25 protein-coding genes are annotated in these 19,377 nt (G+C 48.7%); 21 read left to right on the top strand and 4 right to left on the bottom strand.

Translation table 11 applies throughout. The features are described 5' to 3' along the window. Window positions 1-5: 5 nt before the first annotated feature. The gene (gene trhA, locus CW734_RS03005; RefSeq protein ID WP_101189372.1) at window positions 6-653 is read right to left on the bottom strand and encodes a PAQR family membrane homeostasis protein TrhA; all 648 of its coding nucleotides are present in this window, start codon (window positions 651-653) and stop codon (window positions 6-8) included. Between the two features lie 129 nt (window positions 654-782). Between trhA and CW734_RS03010 the strand changes: the two genes are divergently transcribed. From CW734_RS03010 to CW734_RS03050, 10 genes are all read left to right on the top strand, one after another. Then, window positions 783-1,364: a DUF1836 domain-containing protein gene (locus CW734_RS03010; protein ID WP_101189373.1), complete on the top strand. Its 582-nt coding sequence runs from the start codon at window positions 783-785 to the stop codon at window positions 1,362-1,364. Then, window positions 1,345-1,779: a YaiI/YqxD family protein gene (locus CW734_RS03015; RefSeq protein ID WP_101189374.1), complete on the top strand. Its 435-nt coding sequence runs from the start codon at window positions 1,345-1,347 to the stop codon at window positions 1,777-1,779. The genes CW734_RS03010 and CW734_RS03015 overlap by 20 nt, the downstream gene beginning before the upstream one ends. Window positions 1,780-1,899: 120 nt before the next feature. Continuing rightward, entirely contained in the window at window positions 1,900-2,151 is a 252-nt protein-coding gene (locus tag CW734_RS03020; RefSeq protein WP_157824111.1) for a type 1 glutamine amidotransferase family protein, read from the top strand. 11 nt (window positions 2,152-2,162) lie between these two features. After that, window positions 2,163-2,318, top strand: a complete 156-nt coding sequence (locus CW734_RS18195) for a hypothetical protein (protein ID WP_157824112.1) — start codon at window positions 2,163-2,165, stop codon at window positions 2,316-2,318. After that, window positions 2,315-2,596: a type 1 glutamine amidotransferase family protein gene (locus tag CW734_RS03025; protein WP_101189376.1), complete on the top strand. Its 282-nt coding sequence runs from the start codon at window positions 2,315-2,317 to the stop codon at window positions 2,594-2,596. Before CW734_RS18195 ends, CW734_RS03025 begins: the two co-directional genes overlap by 4 nt. Window positions 2,597-2,720: 124 nt before the next feature. Beyond that, window positions 2,721-3,002, top strand: a complete 282-nt coding sequence (locus tag CW734_RS03030) for a hypothetical protein (RefSeq protein WP_101189377.1) — start codon at window positions 2,721-2,723, stop codon at window positions 3,000-3,002. Between the two features lie 96 nt (window positions 3,003-3,098). Beyond that, window positions 3,099-4,178: an AI-2E family transporter gene (locus CW734_RS03035; RefSeq protein WP_101189378.1), complete on the top strand. Its 1,080-nt coding sequence runs from the start codon at window positions 3,099-3,101 to the stop codon at window positions 4,176-4,178. A gap of 131 nt (window positions 4,179-4,309) precedes the next feature. After that, window positions 4,310-5,092 (top strand): transporter substrate-binding domain-containing protein, encoded by a 783-nt coding sequence (locus CW734_RS03040; RefSeq protein WP_101189379.1) that lies wholly within the window; start codon window positions 4,310-4,312, stop codon window positions 5,090-5,092. Between the two features lie 55 nt (window positions 5,093-5,147). Further along, window positions 5,148-5,792: an amino acid ABC transporter permease gene (locus CW734_RS03045; protein WP_101189380.1), complete on the top strand. Its 645-nt coding sequence runs from the start codon at window positions 5,148-5,150 to the stop codon at window positions 5,790-5,792. Then, on the top strand, window positions 5,789-6,517 hold the full coding sequence (locus tag CW734_RS03050) for an amino acid ABC transporter ATP-binding protein (RefSeq protein WP_058381932.1): 729 nt from the start codon (window positions 5,789-5,791) through the stop codon (window positions 6,515-6,517). The genes CW734_RS03045 and CW734_RS03050 overlap by 4 nt, the downstream gene beginning before the upstream one ends. A gap of 954 nt (window positions 6,518-7,471) precedes the next feature. Here CW734_RS03050 and CW734_RS03055 read toward each other — a convergent pair. Then, entirely contained in the window at window positions 7,472-7,912 is a 441-nt protein-coding gene (locus CW734_RS03055; RefSeq protein ID WP_058381931.1) for a peptidylprolyl isomerase, read from the bottom strand. Window positions 7,913-7,987: 75 nt separating this feature from the next. Continuing rightward, window positions 7,988-8,779 (bottom strand): SDR family oxidoreductase, encoded by a 792-nt coding sequence (locus CW734_RS03060; protein ID WP_101189381.1) that lies wholly within the window; start codon window positions 8,777-8,779, stop codon window positions 7,988-7,990. A gap of 155 nt (window positions 8,780-8,934) precedes the next feature. On the opposite strand from CW734_RS03060, the gene CW734_RS03065 reads away from it, so the two are divergent. Further along, a complete protein-coding gene (locus tag CW734_RS03065; RefSeq protein ID WP_101189382.1) occupies window positions 8,935-9,921 on the top strand; it encodes an NAD(P)/FAD-dependent oxidoreductase in 987 nt (328 codons plus the stop codon). A 55-nt stretch (window positions 9,922-9,976) separates the two neighbouring features. Here the strand turns inward: CW734_RS03065 and CW734_RS03070 are convergent, their stop codons facing one another. Beyond that, window positions 9,977-11,482 carry a BCCT family transporter gene (locus CW734_RS03070; protein WP_101189383.1) on the bottom strand — a complete coding sequence of 502 codons (1,506 nt, stop codon included), beginning with the start codon at window positions 11,480-11,482 and terminating at the stop codon, window positions 9,977-9,979. 299 nt (window positions 11,483-11,781) lie between these two features. Between CW734_RS03070 and CW734_RS03075 the strand changes: the two genes are divergently transcribed. The 10 genes from CW734_RS03075 to CW734_RS03115 all read left to right on the top strand — a co-directional run bounded on the left by CW734_RS03075 (window position 11,782) and on the right by CW734_RS03115 (window position 19,375). Beyond that, a complete protein-coding gene (locus CW734_RS03075) occupies window positions 11,782-12,603 on the top strand; it encodes a LysM peptidoglycan-binding domain-containing protein (RefSeq protein WP_101189384.1) in 822 nt (273 codons plus the stop codon). Between the two features lie 211 nt (window positions 12,604-12,814). Then, complete coding sequence (locus CW734_RS03080; RefSeq protein ID WP_101189385.1) at window positions 12,815-13,570, top strand: gluconate 2-dehydrogenase subunit 3 family protein; 756 nt, start codon at window positions 12,815-12,817, stop codon at window positions 13,568-13,570. Between the two features lie 20 nt (window positions 13,571-13,590). After that, on the top strand, window positions 13,591-15,303 hold the full coding sequence (locus CW734_RS03085) for a GMC family oxidoreductase (protein WP_101189386.1): 1,713 nt from the start codon (window positions 13,591-13,593) through the stop codon (window positions 15,301-15,303). A 19-nt stretch (window positions 15,304-15,322) separates the two neighbouring features. After that, window positions 15,323-15,550 carry a twin-arginine translocase TatA/TatE family subunit gene (gene tatA, locus CW734_RS03090; RefSeq protein WP_101189387.1) on the top strand — a complete coding sequence of 76 codons (228 nt, stop codon included), beginning with the start codon at window positions 15,323-15,325 and terminating at the stop codon, window positions 15,548-15,550. 10 nt (window positions 15,551-15,560) lie between these two features. Further along, window positions 15,561-16,448: a twin-arginine translocase subunit TatC gene (gene tatC, locus CW734_RS03095; protein WP_101189388.1), complete on the top strand. Its 888-nt coding sequence runs from the start codon at window positions 15,561-15,563 to the stop codon at window positions 16,446-16,448. An 89-nt stretch (window positions 16,449-16,537) separates the two neighbouring features. Beyond that, window positions 16,538-17,005 carry a GNAT family N-acetyltransferase gene (locus CW734_RS03100; protein ID WP_101189389.1) on the top strand — a complete coding sequence of 156 codons (468 nt, stop codon included), beginning with the start codon at window positions 16,538-16,540 and terminating at the stop codon, window positions 17,003-17,005. Between the two features lie 157 nt (window positions 17,006-17,162). Next, window positions 17,163-17,669 (top strand): GrpB family protein, encoded by a 507-nt coding sequence (locus CW734_RS03105; protein ID WP_101189390.1) that lies wholly within the window; start codon window positions 17,163-17,165, stop codon window positions 17,667-17,669. Further along, window positions 17,669-18,082 carry an NUDIX hydrolase gene (locus CW734_RS03110; protein WP_101189391.1) on the top strand — a complete coding sequence of 138 codons (414 nt, stop codon included), beginning with the start codon at window positions 17,669-17,671 and terminating at the stop codon, window positions 18,080-18,082. Before CW734_RS03105 ends, CW734_RS03110 begins: the two co-directional genes overlap by 1 nt. 70 nt (window positions 18,083-18,152) lie before the next feature. Beyond that, window positions 18,153-18,329 carry a hypothetical protein gene (locus CW734_RS18440; protein WP_180956224.1) on the top strand — a complete coding sequence of 59 codons (177 nt, stop codon included), beginning with the start codon at window positions 18,153-18,155 and terminating at the stop codon, window positions 18,327-18,329. A gap of 95 nt (window positions 18,330-18,424) precedes the next feature. Beyond that, window positions 18,425-19,375: a magnesium transporter CorA family protein gene (locus CW734_RS03115; protein ID WP_101189392.1), complete on the top strand. Its 951-nt coding sequence runs from the start codon at window positions 18,425-18,427 to the stop codon at window positions 19,373-19,375. The last annotated feature ends 2 nt before the right edge of the window (window positions 19,376-19,377 follow it).

Here is a 19,377-nt window from a genome sequence, read left to right on the forward strand (position 1 = left end):
TTTAGTTATAGCACATATAAGTAAACAGCAAGGAAATGGCAAGTGCTTCCGTGCAAGATGAAAATATGGAAAATTTCATGGAATCCGAGGTAGCGCGAAGACAGGAAGTCCGGCTTGAGCCAATAAATGACACCGCCGACCGTGTACAGAAGGCCGCCGGCAACGAGCAGCCATAAGCCGGCAGCAGGCAGGCTGGAGGCGAGCGGGCCCACTGCGAAGATGATGATCCAGCCCATCAGGATATAGATGGCAGTCGACAGCCAGCGAGGGGAATGGAACCAGATCATCTTGAAGAGAATGCCGCTGATGCCAAGCGAGGCGACAATGGCGAAAATCGACCAGCCGAGTGTGCCTTCAAGCGCAATCAAGCAAAACGGCGCGTAGGAGCCGGCAATCAACAAGAAAATCATGGAATGGTCGAGTTTACGGAAAAAAGCGATGACCCCGGGGCGCGCCTTTACCGTGTGGTAGACCGTGGAAGCTGTATAAAGCAGGATCAAGCTGATGCCGAAAATGATCACCGCGGTGAGATGTGCGGCAGGAGCTTGTGAATAGGCGGCTTTGATGGTCATGGCGAGTAACGCGATGAACGACAGTAAGGCTCCCGCCAAATGCGATAAAGCGTTGAAAGGCTCTCGGATGAATGCAGTCATAAATCTGTACCTCCTGATACGTAGTTATTGAAACTACATATAATGATATATGTATTGATTTCGCCGGTCAAGTTTGTCGGCTTTTCCATCATAGGGTAAAATGGAGAAACAGAAGTTGAGGTGAAGCGAATGGAAAGCATCGATCGGCTTGTTGGCCAATTGGCTCTCGACAGCCAAATCCGCACAAGTGATATCCCGAAAATCGATCTATACGTGGATCAAGTCATTCAATTATTCGAGACGGCCTTCCACGATACAAAAAGGTATCCGGACGATAAAATTTTGACGAAAACGATGATCAATAATTATGCCAAAGGAAAACTATTCTATCCGGTGCAGCATAAAAAATACACCCCTGACCATATTATGCTCATCAGCTTGATTTATCAGATGAAAAGTACGCTGTCGATTAACGACGTAAAAAAAGTGCTGGAGAAAGTGAATGAAAAAGCGCAAGCGCGGGAACTGGATCTATCCGTGTTCTACGAAACTTATTTGGCGCTTCAGCAGGACAATCATGCCGCGTTCAAAGAAGAGCTCGAGCGGCAGGCAGAAGCCGTCGCCAATACACAAAGCGAAGAGAATGGGGAACTTTCCAAAGTGCTGTTCATCGCATCGCTTGTCCATAAAAGCAATCTGTACAGAAGGGCCGCTGAAAAACTGGCCGATGAATTGGTAAGGGAGGAAGCCGATGGCAAAAATTCTTATTGACGCAGATGGCTGCCCGGTAGTCGATTTGACGATTGGACTGGCCAAGCGTTTCAATTGGTCCGTGCTGCTCATTTGCGACACGTCCCATGAAATGTACCGCGAAGGAGCGGAAACGCTGACGGTATCGAAGGGAGCGGATGCGGTCGATTTTGTTTTAGTGAACCGTGTGCACCCAGGCGATATCGTCGTCACGCAGGATTATGGGCTTGCCGCGATGGTGCTCGCAAAACGCGGCGTGCCGATCGACCAGAACGGGCGGGTCTATGATGAAGGAAATATTGAACAATTGCTCCACGGCCGCCACGTCGCCAAAAAAATCCGCCAAAGCGGTGGGCGCATGAAAGGCCCGAAAAAGCGCCAGCAAGCCGACAACGACAAATTTCGTGACAGCTTGACGCGTATATTGGAAGCCTGAGAGGTCCGCAGCACTGCGGGCCTTTTTCAATAGGCAAGCGCATCCTGATCTCCTTGCCGCGAGTAATTTTCAGGCGATAGGGAATAGAGAGGGATATGAATGGATGGGGAGGAATATGCCATGAAGAAAATAGCGGTTATCGTGACGAACCATAAAGATTTAGGGCATCGCGGCAAAAAGACCGGCTTGTGGCTGCGGGAATTGACGGATTTCTATCATGAAGTAAAAGATGATTTCGAAATCGATATCATCAGCCCGAAAGCTGAAAAAGTGCCGATCGATCCGAGAAGCCTTCCGGCCGCAGTAGTCAATGGCCGGACGCGCCATTATTACTTGGATAAAGAGATCCAGCGACAATTGACCGGCCGCTGACACCAGGCGAAGTGAAAGCTGCCGAATATGCCGGCATTTACTTTACCGGCGGGCACGGAACGATGTGGGATTTTCCGTACAATAAGGAATTGCAGCGGATGACGGCTAGCATTTACGAAAAGGCGGCATTGTCGCAGCTGTTTGCCACGGGCCGAGCGGCTTATTGAATGTCCGCCTGTCCGACGGCAGCCCCTTATTATCGGGTCATCTCGCTACCGGCTTTTCGGACCTGGAAGAAAAGCTCCTTGGCCTCTATAAAGACATCCCGTTTTCCTTGCAGCATGAAATGAAGGAGCGGGGCGCACTTGTCCAAATCGCCCAGCTGCCGCTCGAAGCATGTGTCATTGAATCGGGGCGCTTGATCACGGGGCAAAATCCGGCTTCAGCGTCAGGCGTCGGGGAAAAGCTGCGCGAGCAATTGAAAGATATGGACCGCTACGCGTAAACGGCACGGGCCAATGGGCCAGGAGCGTACTTGAGCAAAAAAAATTCCTGTTTGCTTAAAAACCGATATTCGGGGTATACAGAAGAGAAGTGACAGAAAGACGCATTATTTTGGAGGGATTCTGATGAAGAGATCAACGATGAATACAGTAGTAGGCAGCGCGCTTGCAGCAGCTGCAGGGGTTTTCGTCTACAAAGCCTATCAAGAAAAAAATACAGTCCGTGTACACGAAGACATCGACATGCATAATAGCAAAGAGATCGATGAGCGCGAAAGTGTCTACGCCATCGAAGATTCAAGTGAACAGGGACTCTCGCAATTGGATTCAGCTTACCGTGAAGAATGGCAAGCGAACGCTTTCCCGCAAACTCAGAAAGAATTGCGTGAACTGGAAGAAGACAAATAAATTATACGAGCGAGCGAAGGCAGAAAAACATCTGTCTTCGCTTTTTCTTCGTGTATGATTTGAATGTGGAACTAAATTTGAAAGGAGTGTCAGCAAGTGTGGATCCGAAAACCATTTTTCGAATACACAGCGGGAATATTATTACTCGCCCTTACATTATACGTACTCAGCAAGTTGGACTATATTTGGGAACCGATCCGCATCGTCATCGCTACGCTATTTGCGCCGATCGTCATCGCCGGGATTCTATACTATCTGCTCCGGCCATTGGTCCGCATGCTCGCACGCCGCATGCCGAAGATCGCCGGCATCGGAATTGTTTTCACGGTAATTGCGCTGGCGTTTGCGAGCCTCGTCTATTTCTTCGGACCGACTTTGATCGAACAGGGGGAAAGCCTGCTGGATTTGGCGCCCGAGAAAATGGAAGAAATGAGTTCGGAATCTAACAATCTCTTGAAAGGATTTGAATTCGGGGGAATTTCCGGACAGGAAATCAGCGACCGCATCTACGGCTATGCCGAAAGCCTCTCGAGTAATTTGTTTGAAAATGTCATTAGCATCCTCAGCATGTTGGTCAACGCAGCGATTGTTTTGATCGTGGTGCCGTTCATCCTGTTCTTCCTGTTGAAAGACGATGATAAATTCATTCCATATTCTGTGAAGCGGCTCCCGGAAGACCACAAGCCGGAAGGGAAGAAACTTCTGAAAGATCTAGATGAAACTTTATCCACTTTCGTGATCGGCCAGGCAACAGTCGCGGCGGTGATCGGTGTCTTGATGTACATCGGCTATTTGATCATCGGCCTTGAATACGCTTTGACGCTTGCCGTGTTCGCGATGTTCTTGGTAATCGTTCCGTTTCTCGGGCCGATCATCGGGATCATCCCTGCGATTTTCGTTGCCCTTTTGAACGATGGATTGTTCATGGCATTCAAAGTCGTTCTTGTGCTATTGGTGGTCCAGCAGCTCGAAGGCAATCTCGTCACACCGAATGTCATGGGCAACCGGCTTCATGTCCATCCCTTAACGATCATTTTATTGTTGATGGTGGCAGGTTCCTTATACGGGTTTATCGGGATTTTGATTGCGATTCCGACCTATGCCGTCTTGAAGACGCTGACGCATAATTTCCGTTTGTTTTACCGGCTTCATAAAAAACGTGCCGTCAGCCATTAAGGCTAGTCATTTAGGCGCAAGCATCCATCCTACTTCCTAGTAAATTTCATTCGAAAGGTTCTGAATTTGCAAATATTGTGATATATTAGTCAGTGGAATGACCAATACAGAACAGAGGGGGATGTTTATTAATGAAGAAATGGACCTTATTAGCATTATTGCTAGCAGTTCTTACAGTGCTTGCCGCATGCGGCGGTTCGGAAGAAGAATCAGGCGGCGGTGAATCCGGCGGAGGCGAAGGGGAAGCATACCGTGTCGGCATCGATACCACTTATCCACCATTTGAATTTGAAGCAGACGGCGAATATACAGGAATCGATATCGATTTGATCAACGCGATTGCTGAAAACCAAGGCTTTGAAATCGAATTCAACCCGATGGATTTCGGGGGCATCATCCCGGCCCTTCAGGCTGGACAGTTGGATGTTGCGATTGCGGGCATGAGTATTACGGATGAGCGTAAAGAAATCGTGGATTTCTCGGATCCATATTTTGATGCCGGCCTTTCATTGGTTGTAGCGGAAGACAATAACGACATCACAGCACTCGAAGATTTAGAAGGCAAAACGGTTGCCGTGAAGAGCGGAACGACTGGCGCTCAATTCGCGCGTGACAACGAAGCTGAATACGGCTATGAAATTTCCCAGTTCGAAGACAGCCCATCGATGTTCCAGGAAGTATCAAACGGCAATGCTGATGTGCTTCTTGAAGATTACCCTGTCATCGCTTATGCCATCGCAGAAAGCGAATTGGCTTTGAAAACTGTCGGCGAACGCTTGACCGGCGATCAATACGGCATCGCTGTGTTGAAAGGCGAGAATGCGGAATTGCTTGAACAAATCAATGCAGGGCTGCAGGAATTGCGCGACAGCGGCGAATATGACGAAATCTTAAACAAATACATCGCAGAATAAAATCATGTAGCGCGCATTCGCGCGCTGCATTTTTTTATGCAAGGGGGAACTCAGGGTGCAGACAATCATCAATGCTTTTCCGTACTTAATGGAAGGCTTGCAAGTTACGTTATATATTTTCGGTATTGCCATCGTCCTCGGCTTCTTGATCGGGCTGGTTGTCGCTTTGCTGCGCTTGGCACCGTTCAAAATCTTGAACTGGATCGCCAAAATCTTCGTCGATGCAATCCGGGGGACGCCGTTCATCGTCCAGCTGTTCTTCATTTACTTCGGCTTGAACTCGCTTGGGTTCTTTTCGCTCGATAACACGACAGCCGGGATCGTGACAGTTGCAATCAACGCCGGTGCTTACTTCTCGGAAATCATCCGGGCAGGGATCCAGTCAATCGACAAAGGGCAAACAGAAGCGGCGCGTTCGCTCGGGCTCAACTCGACACAGACCATGCGCCACATCATTTTGCCTCAGGCGTTCCGCCGCATGCTCCCGACGATTACCAACCAGGCGATCATTTCCTTGAAGGATACCTCGCTCCTGTCGGTTATCGGCGTGGCGGATTTGACACAGGAAGGGCGCATCCAGGCAAGTGCCACATTCGATGCGTTTAACGTGTATTTGATCCTTGGTATCATTTACTTTATCGTCATTTACTTGCTCTCGATGCTCGCGAGCTTTGTGGAAAGGAAGTTTGTATTGCGATGAGTATGATCAGAGTAGAAAACCTCAAAAAATCATTCGGAGATTTGGAAGTCATCAAAGACATGAGCACGGTTGTCGAAGAGAAGGAAGTCATTTGTGTCATCGGCCCTTCCGGTTCCGGCAAAAGTACGTTTCTTCGTTGCTTGAATCGCCTGGAAGACATCAGCGGAGGCCATGTTTATATTGAAGGGACGGACATCACCGACCCGAAAGTCGATATCAATAAAGTGCGCCAAGACGTAGGGATGGTATTCCAGCAATTTAACTTGTTCCCGCATAAAACGGTTCTTCAGAATGTGACACTGGCGCCAATCAAATTGAAAAAGGGTGACCAGAAAGCAGCCGAGAAGAAAGCTTACGAATTGCTGGATAAGGTCGGTTTGCGCGAAAAGGCGAAAGCCTATCCGGGCGAATTGTCCGGCGGGCAGAAACAGCGTGTCGCGATTGCGCGGGCGCTCGCGATGGACCCGAAAATCATGCTATTCGATGAGCCGACTTCAGCGCTCGACCCGGAGATGGTCGGGGACGTGCTGGATGTTATGAAGCAACTTGCGAGAGAAGGCATGACCATGGTCGTCGTGACCCACGAAATGGGCTTTGCGGCAGAAATGGGCGACCGCGTGCTGTTTATCGACGGCGGCTATATCGTCGAAGAAAACGTACCGAAGGAATTGTTCGGCAATCCGCAGCACGAACGGACGAAAGCATTCTTGAGTAAAGTGTTGTAAAGATGAGTGGAGAAGCGTGCCTATTGGGTGCGCTTTTTTTTATTTGGCTGGAAAGCTGGAATTAGAATGTGAGGGTTTTCGAGCGGAACTATTGTTGGGGATTGAGTTGAGCATCGTTTTGGTATCCGCCGGCCGGCTTTGGGTTGGCCTCTTGCAATAAGCCAAGAAGAGCACTTGTCTTATTGCATCGGCTCACCCTTGGCACTCAGCGGCTTGGGGATTTCATTGTTTCCTGCTTGATCAAATCGATCTGCTTCTATATATAGTTGCCGGCTAGTGGGGGAATCGCTTCCCGGATTGAGTGTAGATGAAGAAAGCGAGGGTTTGCTTGCGGAAGTGTTTCGGCTTTCTAGTTGAGCTTCATATTGGCAATCGCCGCCGTGCTTTGGGTTGGCCTCTTCTAATAAGTCAGAAAGAACATCTGTCTTATGGCGTCGGCTTACCCTTGGTGCTCGGAGGCTTGGAGATTTCATTGCGTGGGGATTGTTTAATCAGCTCTGCTTCTGTAGATTTTGCCGGCTAGCGGGGGAATCACTTCCCGAGACGGGGCATCTCACAGGTTGATAGTGAAACAGGAAAACTTGTTGTTTTGCAAATGGAGACTCAGAACACTTCAGACCTTGTTCTGTTTGAGGCAAGCTATAGAATATGATGCGTTTTAATCTTTTTATCAAGAGGATTGAAGAAACGATTTTCTACTCTAAAACTAGGAGACGGAGTGGAAGGGGGCTGACGCCTGTGGGATCGCGCGGGCTGGCGAGACAAACGTGGCGCGTCCTTTGCGGCACGTTGGCTCAACACCCGCCCCACGGCAAGCAGCCCCCTGAAACGCAGTCGAAAAGCGGAAGCTTTTCTAATCTCTTAATCATTAATCATTCAATCTTTTATTGTCAGACTCCCTAAATTCCAACAAAACAAAAAACGTGCCGCAGGGGCACGTTTTTTTATAATGGATTATTCAGCGTCAAAGACGTGGACTTTCTCCATTTTGTCGCCATTTTTCATGGCTTTTGCAGTTTCAAGGCCTTTTGTTACTTGGCCGAATACTGTGTGCACGCCGTCAAGGTGCGGCTGTGAATCATGGACGATAAAGAACTGGCTAGATCCAGTGTCTTTGCCGGCATGTGCCATAGAGAGGCTGCCTGGCTGGTGTTTATGCGGGTTGCCTTCTGTTTCACATTTGATCGTTTTGCCGCTGCCGCCCATGCCAGTTCCGGTTGGGTCGCCGCCTTGGGAAACGAAACCTGGGATAACGCGGTGGAAAACAACGCCGTTATAGAATCCAGAGTTTGCAAGTTCCTCAAAGTTTGCTACTGTGTTCGGTGCTTCGTTCGGGAAAAGGTCGAATTCGATTACTTCGCCGTTTTCCATGTGCATGTGGCCTTTTTTCGCCATAACTAACATCTCCTTTTCAATTGGTTCATCCCTTAGTATATCGGCTTTTGGTTCGACTGCCTACTGATAAGGGGCTTACAGCGCTTTCAGGAATCCGCCGTCGACGACGATGGATTGCCCAGTAACATACGAATTGGCAGCAGAAGCTAAAAAGACGACTGTGCGGGCGAATTCAGCGGGTTCGCCCAGGCGACCGCTTGGAATCTGCGCTTCTGTATTCTTCAATACTTCGTCTGCTGTAATGCCCTGTCTTTTGGCTGCGGCTTCGTTGAGTTCTGTGATGCGGCCAGTGGAAATCTTGCCGGGTCCGACAGTGTTGACCATGATATTATCGCCAGCCACTTCCCGGGCCAGTGTCTTCGCGAAGCCGACCATGCCCGCGCGCATCGTATTGGACAAGATCAATCCATCGATCACTTCTTTTGTCGAAGACGAAGAGATATTGATGATGCGGCCGAATTGCTGTTCTTTCATATAAGGAAGCACTTCTCGGCATGTACGGATATAGCTCAATAAGTTTTGGTCGAATGCCGCGTACCAATCGTCATCGTTCATATTATCGAATCCGCCTGCTTTCGGGCCTCCTGTGTTGTTGACGAGCACATCGATACGCCCAAATTGTTCGTTGACTTTGTGGAATAATTGCTTGATGTCTTCAGCTTTTGACATATCGCACGCAAATGCGTGGACGTGTTCGTTTCCGCTTTCGCTGCGCAGTTCTTCCGCAGCTGCGTCGACCGATTCCTGGCGTCGGCTCGAGATGACGACGATCGCTCCTTCTTTGGCGAATTCCAAGGCGGATGCTTTGCCGAGCCCTTTACTGGAAGCCATGACGACAACTACTTTTTCTTTTAATCCAAGATCCACATTTATCATCCTTTCCATTTGGTTCCTTGTTTCAGTTTACGATAGAATAGAGGGGATGGAAATGCTTGTTTCGGATTTCCGCCATAAGTCCAATGGCGGAGACCCTATATAGATGTGGTAGGATGGATATATTGATCAGATTAGGAGTGTTGGAAATGGAAGAACGTGAAATCTTCGATATTACAATCATCGGCGGCGGCCCAACCGGCTTGTTCGCTTCGTTTTACGGCGGCATGCGCAAAATGAAAGTGAAAGTGCTGGACAGCCTTCCGCAGCTCGGCGGGCAATTGATGGAATTGTATCCGGATAAATTCATTTATGATATCGGCGGCTTCCCGAAAGTGCTGGCAAAAGACTTGGTGGATAATTTGGTCGAGCAGGCCAAATACGGCGATCCGGAGATTTGCCTGGAAGAGACCGTGGCATCTGTCGAACGTGAAGACGAGCATTTTGTTATCACGACGGACAAAGGCACACATTACTCGAAAGCGATTCTTTTAACGGCTGGCGTCGGGGCTTTCCACCCGCGCAAATTGGCAGTCGATGGCGCTGAACAATTCGAAGGCAAGACTTTGCATTACGGCGTGAAAGATTTGACTTTGTTCAGCGATAAAAAAGTCGTAGTCCTCGGTGGAGGCGACTCTGCGGTTGACTGGGCGATGATGCTTGAGAACGTGGCTTCGCAAGTGACTTTGAGCCATCGCCGCGAGAAAATGACGGCGCATGAAGCGAATATCGATACGATGATGCAGTCGACAGTGGAAGTGAAGAAGCCTTTCAACGTCAAGGAACTTGTCGGCGAGAACGGCGAAATCCGTGAACTTGTGCTGGAAGACAAAGAAGGCAACGAAGAGCGCCTGGAAGTCGACCACGTCGTCGTCAACTATGGCAATATTACATCACTCGGCCCGATCAAGGAATGGGGCCTCGAGATGGAGAAGAACTCGGTCATCGTCAACTCCAAAATGGAAACGAACGTACCGGGCATCTATGCAGCTGGCGACATTGCCACCTACGAAGGAAAAGTGAAATTGATCGCTGTCGGCTTCGGTGAAGCACCGACCGCCATCAATAATGCGAAATCTTACTTGGATCCGAAATCCAGAGTACAGCCTTTGCATAGCACGAGTGTATTTAAATAACCAACGAAAAATGCCCGGCAAGCTGATTCAGCTTGCCGGGCATTTTTGTGTTCCATCACAAGGGATGTTTTTTCTGCTTCACTGCTACGGGGTCTTGGCTGGCCGCTTTCAGGAACGCGGCCCCCATCAGCAGGACGACGACCGAGAACGGCAAGGCAGCGATGATCAATGAATTCTGTAAGCCTTGTGTTCCGCCGCTGTAGACGACGATGGCAGCAACAGCTGACTGAATCAATCCCCAAGAGATTTTCACCAAGTTGGGCGGATTCAATAAGCCGCCGGTTGTCTGCATGCCGAGCACGAATGTCGCGGAGTCGGCAGAAGTGATGAAGAAGATAGCGACCACGAACAAAGTCAGAATCGACATGACAGTACCGAGCGGGTAATGTTGCAGGACGCCGAATGTGGCGGTTTCCAAACTGTATTCGGAAATCTTGTCAACGCCTTTTTGTTCCAAGTCCAAAGCAGAAGCCCCGAACACTGAGAAGAAAATAAAGCAAACGAGTGACGGAACGACAAGGACGCCAAGCATGAATTCCCGGACCGTACGTCCTCTTGAGATACGGGCGATGAAAATGCCGACAAATGGTGCCCAGGACACCCACCATGCCCAGTAAAAGACTGTCCAGCCATCCACCCAGGCGCGGCGGTCTGTGTTCAACGGCTCCAAATTAAAGCTCATCGACAGGAAATTGGCAAAATAGCCGCCGAGTGCATCCGTAAACATGTTCAAGATATAGAGCGTCGGGCCGACGATCAGCAGCATGCCGAGCAGGATGAATGCCAGCACCATATTGATGTTACTCAAATACTTGATACCCCGCCCGATGCCGGACCATGCGGAAATGATGAACAATATGGTGGCGACGGCAAGGATCAATAATTGAAAGGCAAAGGTATTCGGTGTGCCAAACAAAAATGACAACCCTTCGTTTATTTGCGCGGAGCCGAAGCCAAGCGTAGAAGCGACGCCGATGACCGTCGCGAAGACGGCGAGCGTATCGATCAGTTTGCCTAACCAGCCGCTCATGCGCTTTTTGCCGAACAGCGGAATGAGTGTCGCGCTGATCAGGCCGGGTGAACCGTTATGGAATTTGGCGTAAGCGAGCGATAAAGCCACAAGCCCATAAATTGCCCAAGCGTGAATGCCCCAATGGAAAAACGAAAACTGCATCGCTTCCTTGACGGCTTCATCAGAACCCAGGTCAGAACGCGGTGCGCTGATAAAGGCATGTGAAATGGGCTCGGCAGTCGTCCAAAAAACGAGCCCCATGCCCATTCCGGCAGAAAACAACATCGCGAACCAGGAAATCAGGCTGAATTCCGGCTCGTCGCCGGCTTTTCCGAGCTTGATATTGGAAAATCTCGAAAAAATCAAATAAAGACAAAAGATGAGGATAACAAAAACGGAAGCTAGATAATACCAGCCGAAAGTGGATGAAATCCAGGAAGTGAGCGCACCTGTCTGCGCTTGGAAGTTTTCAGGCACGAAAAATCCCCAGGCGACCATGGCCAGGCAGATGGCGATCGAAATCCAAAAGACGATCGTGACATTTTTCAAATGAGTTCCTCCTAAACTGAAAGCTATGCTTTCCCAGATGAATAAAGCTGTAATTAGTTATTCCCCAACAAAGGGAGGCTAATCCATCCTATCGTTATTAATAGAAGAAAAAAAGAGAGAGGGGCAAAAAAGGCCTTATATCAACTTGAAAGAAAGAATGTTCTGATTTATTACAGCCTGTCATAATTATAAGGATGCCGTAATGTAATTGTTAAGTTTGAACTGTCGTCCTGTCATGTTCTTGAAATGCGCACGTGTTAAGCTGTGTCTTGTGTTAGTGAAAAGGAGGAATTTCAATTATGAAAAAGCAAATCGTTACACTAACGGCCATCGCAGCATTAAGTGTAGGCGCAGCAACTACAGCAAGCGCTAATTCATCGTATACAGTCCAATCAGGTGACACTCTTTGGGGAATCTCACAAGAAAAGAACGTTTCAGTGCAAAACCTTAAAAACTGGAATGACTTGTCTTCTGACTTGATCTTCCCGAACGAAACGCTTTCGGTTGAAGGAAAAGAACAGGCATCTAAGAAATCATCGAACTCATCATCTACCTATACAGTTAAAAGCGGCGACACTTTGTTCAAGATCGCTTCCGCCCACGGAATCTCATTGGATCAATTGATGAGCTGGAACAACATCTCCGGCCACACGATCTACCCTGGACAAGAATTCGCAGTTAAAGGCGCCGCAGCAAAAGCGGCAGCACCTGCACCAGCAGCACCGGCAGCAAAAGCTCCGGCTAAAGAAGCACCAAAATCAACTCAAGCAGCACCAACACCTGCAAGTGCACCAGCAGCAGCTAAACCAGCAGCAGCTTCTACACAATCAGGTAAAGAAATGACAGTATCCGCAACAGCTTACACAGCTTATTGCGCGGGCTGCTCAGGAGTTACACGTACAGGAATCGACTTGCGTTCGAACCCGAACCAAAAAGTCATCGCAGTTGACCCATCCGTTATCCCACTCGGTTCAAAAGTATGGGTTGAAGGATACGGAACAGCAATCGCTGGCGACACTGGCGGAGCAATCAAAGGCAACAAGATCGACGTCTTCATCCCAACTCAAGGCGAAGCTTTGAACTGGGGACGTAAAAACGTAACAATTAAAATTCTAGACTAATATTTATATAAGCTACAAAGCCGAGGTGACCATTCCCTCGGCCTTTTTTTATGTCTGCCTTTGCACCTATGCAAAGGCTTTTTTTTGTTAACTATGACTTTTTTTAATGAATAGTCAGAAATCTATTGAAATCAAAGTTAGGAGGCATATAATGTGGGGTATAGTTATTAAGTATTTATAATTTTTATACCTATTAAAGGAGGCGCATGAGATGGCAGAGAAGAAGAATGTTTCCAGACGCGATTTCCTGAAGACGTCAGGGATCGCGGCAGGCGCTCTCGTCGGTGGAGGAATCATAGGTGGAGTGATTGGGGCAAATACACGTCAGGATACAGCAGCTCCAAGCGGCGGTGAAGCTGGCCATAGCGGCGGGGCAGAAACGACCGAAGCGGTACGTGGTTTGCAATTTTTCAAGAACCAACAGGAGTTTGCGGTATTGCAGCAAGCGACCGAACGTATTTTCCCGGAAGATGATTTGGGGCCAGGCGCAATCGGTCTTGGTGTTCCATTTTTTATCGATCACCAGCTTGCAGGCAGCTACGGCGAGAATTCGAGGGAGTATATGCAGCCGCCATTTGAAGAAGGTGAAACGACTCAGGGCTATCAAAGCCGCCTGAAGCGCAATGAGTTGTTCAGACAAGGCTTGCAGAAAATGCAGCAGGAAGCGCAAAGCCGCTTCGAAGCGAATTTCGTCGATTTAGAAGGCGAGCAGATGGATGAAATTTTGACAGCTTTCCAGGATGACGAAGTGGAAATGCAGGGGACTAGCGCCCAATTCTTTTTCCGCCTTCTGCGGCAGGCGACATTGAACGGCGCATACGCCGATCCGATTTACGGAGGCAACCAAAACATGGAAGCGTGGCGCATGAAAGGGTTCCCTGGCCACCGTCCGTCTTATATCAATGAAATCGAAAGCGAAGACTTTGTGGAAATGGATCCGCATTCAGTAGGAGACATGCTGAGCTAAATTAAGAAGGGGGATTACGTATGGCGACAACGCTAGATAAAGTAGACGTAGTAACGGTAGGGGTCGGCTGGACCGGCGGAATCATCGCTGCCGAATGTGCAAAAGAAGGACTGAAAGTCGTCGGGCTTGAGCGCGGGCAAGAGCGTTCGACTGCGGATTACTCGATGGTCCATGATGAATACCGTTATGCCATCCGCTATGAATTGATGCAGGATTTATCAAAAGAGACCATCACGTTCCGAAATTCCAGAAACCAGCGCGCCCTGCCGATGCGGCAGATGGGCTCTTTCTTGCTAGGTGAAGGATTGGGAGGCGCAGGCACTCACTGGAACGGCCAAAACTGGAGATTTTTGCCTTATGACTTTGAAATCAAATCCATGACAGATGCGAAATACGGTGCGAATAAGCTGCCTGCGGAATATACTTTGCAGGATTGGGGCATCACTTATGACGAACTCGAACCATATTTCGATAGATTCGAAAAAACGGCGGGTATTTCAGGTGAAGATAAAAACCCGTTCTGGGGCGAGCGGTCGTCGGATTATCCAACGCCGCCAATGAAAAAGACACCGTTATTGTCAAAGTTTGAAACCGCCACCACCAACCTGGGGTATTCACCGTTCATGATGCCTTCTGCAAACTTATCGGAAGCATATGAAAATCCGGACGGCCAGCAAATCGCCGCTTGCCAGTACTGTGGGTTCTGTGAACGCTTCGGCTGTGAGTACGGCGCAAAGACATCACCTGAAATCACCGTCGTTCCAACAGCTCGCGACACTGGAAATTACGATATCCGCTTTAACGCCAATGTAGTAGAAGTGATGAAAGAAGGCGATCGTGTTACGGGTGTACGCTATCTCGACACGGTGACTTTCGAAGAATTCATCCAGCCGGCAGAAGTGGTCGTGTTGACAAGTTATGTTTTGAACAATGCGAAACTGCTGATGGTATCTGAAATTGGCCAAATGTATGACCCTGAAACAGGTCGCGGATCTCTTGGCAAAAACTACGCATACCAAATTCTTCCGGGTGCATCCGGCTTTTTCGATGACCAGATGAATGTCTTCATGGGAGCGGGCGCACTCGGTATGACGATTGATGATTTCAACGGCGATTCTTTTGACCATGGAGATCTTGACTTTATCCACGGCGCCAGCCTATCAATGACACAAACTGGATCGCGCCCGATCGCATCCAATCCACTGCCGCCTGATACGCCGTCTTGGGGCGCTGATTTCAAGAGAGCTTCCATTGAAAATTACACGCGGACACTGTCTGTCGGCGGACAAGGTGCATCCATGCCTCACCGCGATAATTACATGACACTCGATGGGACATACAAAGATGTTTACGGAGTGCCGCTTCTGCAATTGACTTATAACTTCACAGACCAGGACCGTGCATTGCATCAATACGTCACGGAAAGAGCTGCTGAAATCATGCAGGAAATGGGTGCGAAAACAGTCGTCGGCAGATCGCCGATTTCCGATTATGACATCGTCCCTTATCAAACGACGCATAATACAGGCGGCACCATCATGGGGGCAGATCCTGAAACGAGTGTCGTAAACAACTACTTGCAGCATTGGGATATGGAAAACCTGTTTGTTGTAGGCGCAGGGAACTTCGCGCATAACGGCGGCTATAACCCAACCGGCACAGTCGGTGCGCTGGCATACCGCTGCGCAGAAGGCATTATCAGATACAGCCAAGAAGGCGGTTCTTTAGTTTAATTTGTGAGGAGGAAAAGATATGGGTGGATTGGCTTCAATTGGTGTACCAGGATTGATTATCATCTTGGTTATCGTGCTGATTATTTTCGGGCCGAAAAAACTGCCGGAAATCGGCGGGGCCGTAGGCAAAACTTTCTCGGAATTCAAACGTTCGACGAAAGGGCTCATGGACGATGATGACGAAGACGATAAAGATAAAAAAGACAAAAAAGACACAGCAGAAACGAATAAAACCGAAAGTTTATGAAGGTGGTTAAATGGATCCGTACGGAGAAAACAATCTGATCAGTCCCTTGCATAAGAAAAAGGCGAGCGAAGATCCGGCGGGACAGGAAAAGCAGAAAGCCGACTCCGGAACGGAACATGAAACCGGAGACGTGTTAAAAGAGCCGACTCCGGGAGGGGGGCAAAAACCCCCTGAAGAGCCGGAAGACAGAGTGGAAACCTTAGTCGACCATTTGGGGGATTTGCGAAAACAATTGATTAAAAGTTCCATCGTTTTCCTATTCTTCCTATTGCTCGTATTTTCCACGCTGAATTTCTGGTTTCCTTATGTGGTGAAAGGCAATGATCTGGTGATTCTCGGTCCGCTCGAAGTCGTGAAATTCTATACGTCGATTTCCGCCACCATGGCGCTCGGCTTATCGCTGCCGTTTTTGATCCATTTCATCTGGCAGTTCGTCAAACCGGGACTTGAAGAAACCGAAGCCCGATTTCTCGGATTGTATTCGCCGGTCATGCTGTTATTGTTTGTATTCGGCGTCGCTTTTGGTTACTTTATCGTCAACCCGTTGAGCTATCAATTTTTGATTGGCCTCGGGGCAGCGAATTTTGATGTAATGATTTCAGCGAACGAGTATGTCCATTTCTTGATCATGACGACGATTCCGCTGGGCTTGTTGTTTGAAATGCCGATCTTGGCCTTGTTCTTGTCATCGATCGGTGTCTTGACCTCTGGATCGATGAAGAAAGTCCGGAAATGGTCGTATCTTGGCTTAGCGGTTGTCTCAGCTTTGATTACGCCACCGGATTTTCTGAGCCAGCTGCTGGTGTTGATTCCGATGGCAGGGCTTTACGAAGCCAGTATTTATGTGGTGAAGAAAATGGAAGCACGCAACGAACGCATGGAAGATACGACTGTATAATGGAAAGAAAAAAGGGCTGCCCAAAACATCATGATATGATTTGGGCCAGCCCTTTTCCTGTATTGCTTACTCAAAAGGAGGACATGAAGATGCCGATGGAAATCAGAGAAATCGAAGACTTGCGCGAAGTGGATGCTATATACCTTGTGGAAGAAAGTGAATCTGAAGGATACCGTTTCCTGAGGAGGCTCGTCGATCAATACGAGGACGGAAGCAATCGTTTCGACCAACAAGGGGAAGTATTATACGGTGTGTTCGACCCTCACGGCAAATTGTTCGCAATCGGTGGATTGAACCGGGACCCTTATTCCACGAAAGAAGGAATCGGCAGGCTGCGGCGTATTTATATTGCAGATGCTGTAAGAAGAGAAGGAATCGGAACGAAATTGCTGCAAGCGATCATCGATTTTGCCAAAGGCCAATTCAGTGAGCTTGTGGTGCGGACGGATTCCGCTTCAGCGGATGCCTTTTACCGTGCGAACGGTTTCTCGGGTGACGTCGGCTTGCCGGATGTCACGCACCGGCTCGTTCTGGAGCAGCACGCTGCAAAAAAATAAGCCCGAGTATCCGATTTCAAGCTTTTGACATCATTCACCCAATTGAACGAACGGCTAAAACTCCGTTTGCTAAATCACCTTTTCTTGTACAATGGAAGTCGGAGGGCTGCCATTTCAGAAAAGGTGATTTTTTGAATTGCATCGGAGGTGGAAGAGAATGCGCAAAGTGATTGTAACGGCGTATGATGAGAGATGGCCAAATGCGTTTGAACATGCCGCAGCAGAAATTCTCGGCATGCTCGAATCCGACTGCCTGGATGTGCAGCATATCGGCAGTACCGCAGTGCCGGGACTTGCGGCCAAGCCGGTGATTGATTTGCTCGTGATCGTTTCTGATATAGAAGCTATAGACCGCTTTGAGGAGGATTTCCGAAAGCTCGGCTATCAAGCCAAAGGCGAAAATGGGCTGCCGGGGAGACGTTATTTTGAACGCGGCGGCAATGAACGAACGCATCATGTCCATTGTTATGAACAAGGCAACCCTGAGGTTTCTCGCCATTTGGCATTTCGGGATTTCTTGAAAGCGAATCCGCAAATTGCCGCAGCATATGGTGAGTTGAAGATGAAGTTAGCGAAACAATACCCCTTGGACATCGAACAATACATAAAAGGAAAACAGGCGATGGTCCAGGAAATTGAGAAAAAGGCGATGGGAGAGATTTGATGGAAATGGCGAATTGGAAAGGCGCTGCTGGCGTCTGTGTAAACGAGCGGAACGAAATTTTATTGGTGCTCATGAAAGCACCGGAAGAAGACAGCAAATGGTCGGTTCCCGCAAGCGGCATGGAAGCGGGCGAGACGCTTGAACAATGCTGTGAACGTGAGTTTGAGGAAGTGACGGGGCTAACGGTCAAGGCAGGGGAAATCTTGAAGACACGGGACGGCAATTATGAAGATGCTGCCGTGTCATTTGATCTGCATTATTTTCGGGTCGAAGTGACAGGCGGCGAATTAATCATCCCGAAAGATGATTTCTTAATCGAGGACATCGCCTGGAAATCCATCACAGACATCGAAAAATTGGAGCTTGCCTATCCGGATGATTTGGAGCTTTTCAAGTCTCTTATTGCAGCTTGAATGCAGCAGGATTTAAAAAAATGAGGCTGGGGTAAAGAACAAGAAACAAAGTTTTCGGGAGGGCGATCGCATGGACAAGGAACGGAAGTACAAAGAAGGCGAGAAACTGCTGCCGGATGTGGAACCGGGCCGCCATCAGCCAACGGACAAGGAAATGGATCCGATGCCGGACAGGGAGTTGGAATACGAAGAAAATTCCAATGAAAAATACCGGGACCAGACACCGGATGAAAACAAGAATGATTAGATCGATCGGCCGCTTGCAATAGAGCGGCATTTTTCATGTGGTTTAGATAAGAAAGGTTTCGAAGCCTGTTCATCAGGAAGGAAAGGGGGAGGCTTATGCCGCGACATCAATTTGCGAATGCAGTGTGGCAAGAGGAGAACGCGATGGAGGCGGCGGATTTCCGCCAATTGCTCACAGATAATCCGAAGCTTCAGCAATGGATTGATCAATCGAAAAATTTAACCGTCAATATTCTTCATGCCGACACTTCCCAGCTCGGCAAGGAAGTCTTATGGGGCTCATTGATTTATAAGCAAAGCCGTCATGCACGGGACGCCCAGGACGTCTTTCATTTTTATGTATCTCCGGAACTATTGGTGACCAGCACGCTTGATTTCGAGGAAGACTTGGATATGCCAAGGCATTTGATGATCCAGCAGATGGGAAATGCGGAATCGCCGATTGAAGTGATGATGATTTTGCTCGGGGGAATGGTCGGTTCGGTTTTGCATAAAATCGACGGCTTTGAAGAGCGGCTCCATCAATTGCTGTGGAATATCAAAGAACACAATAACCGCCAAACCCTGGAAAGCATCGAAGAAGTGCGGCACGAGATATTGTTATGGAAGCACTTGATCATGGGATTCCGGGAAATCAGTATGGCGGTTGAAGAGACCTTTGGCGAAGGTGTTCGTGAGCGGAGAGAGTACAAGCGGACCTCTAGGCGAATCGATCGCTGTGTCATGCTCGTTGAATCGTACGAAGACGAAATTCGCAATATGGTCGATATGGAAAATGTCGTCGCCAATTATCGAGGCAATGAAATCGTCAAAACACTCACCGTCTTGACCACCTTGTTTACGCCGGTTATGGCCTGGGGTGCCTTATGGGGAATGAATTTCCGCATAATGCCGGAGCTTGAGTTGAGGTATGGTTATGTGCTGTCAATTGCTGTCATCTTGACTTCCACGTTCTTACTGTATTTGTATTTCAAGCAAAAAGGCTGGACAGGAGATATTCTCCGCTCGATCGACAACAAAGGCAAAGAAAAACAAAGGCAGGACTGATC

Source organism: Planococcus sp. MB-3u-03 (assembly GCF_002833405.1).
GTDB lineage: Bacteria > Bacillota > Bacilli > Bacillales_A > Planococcaceae > Planococcus.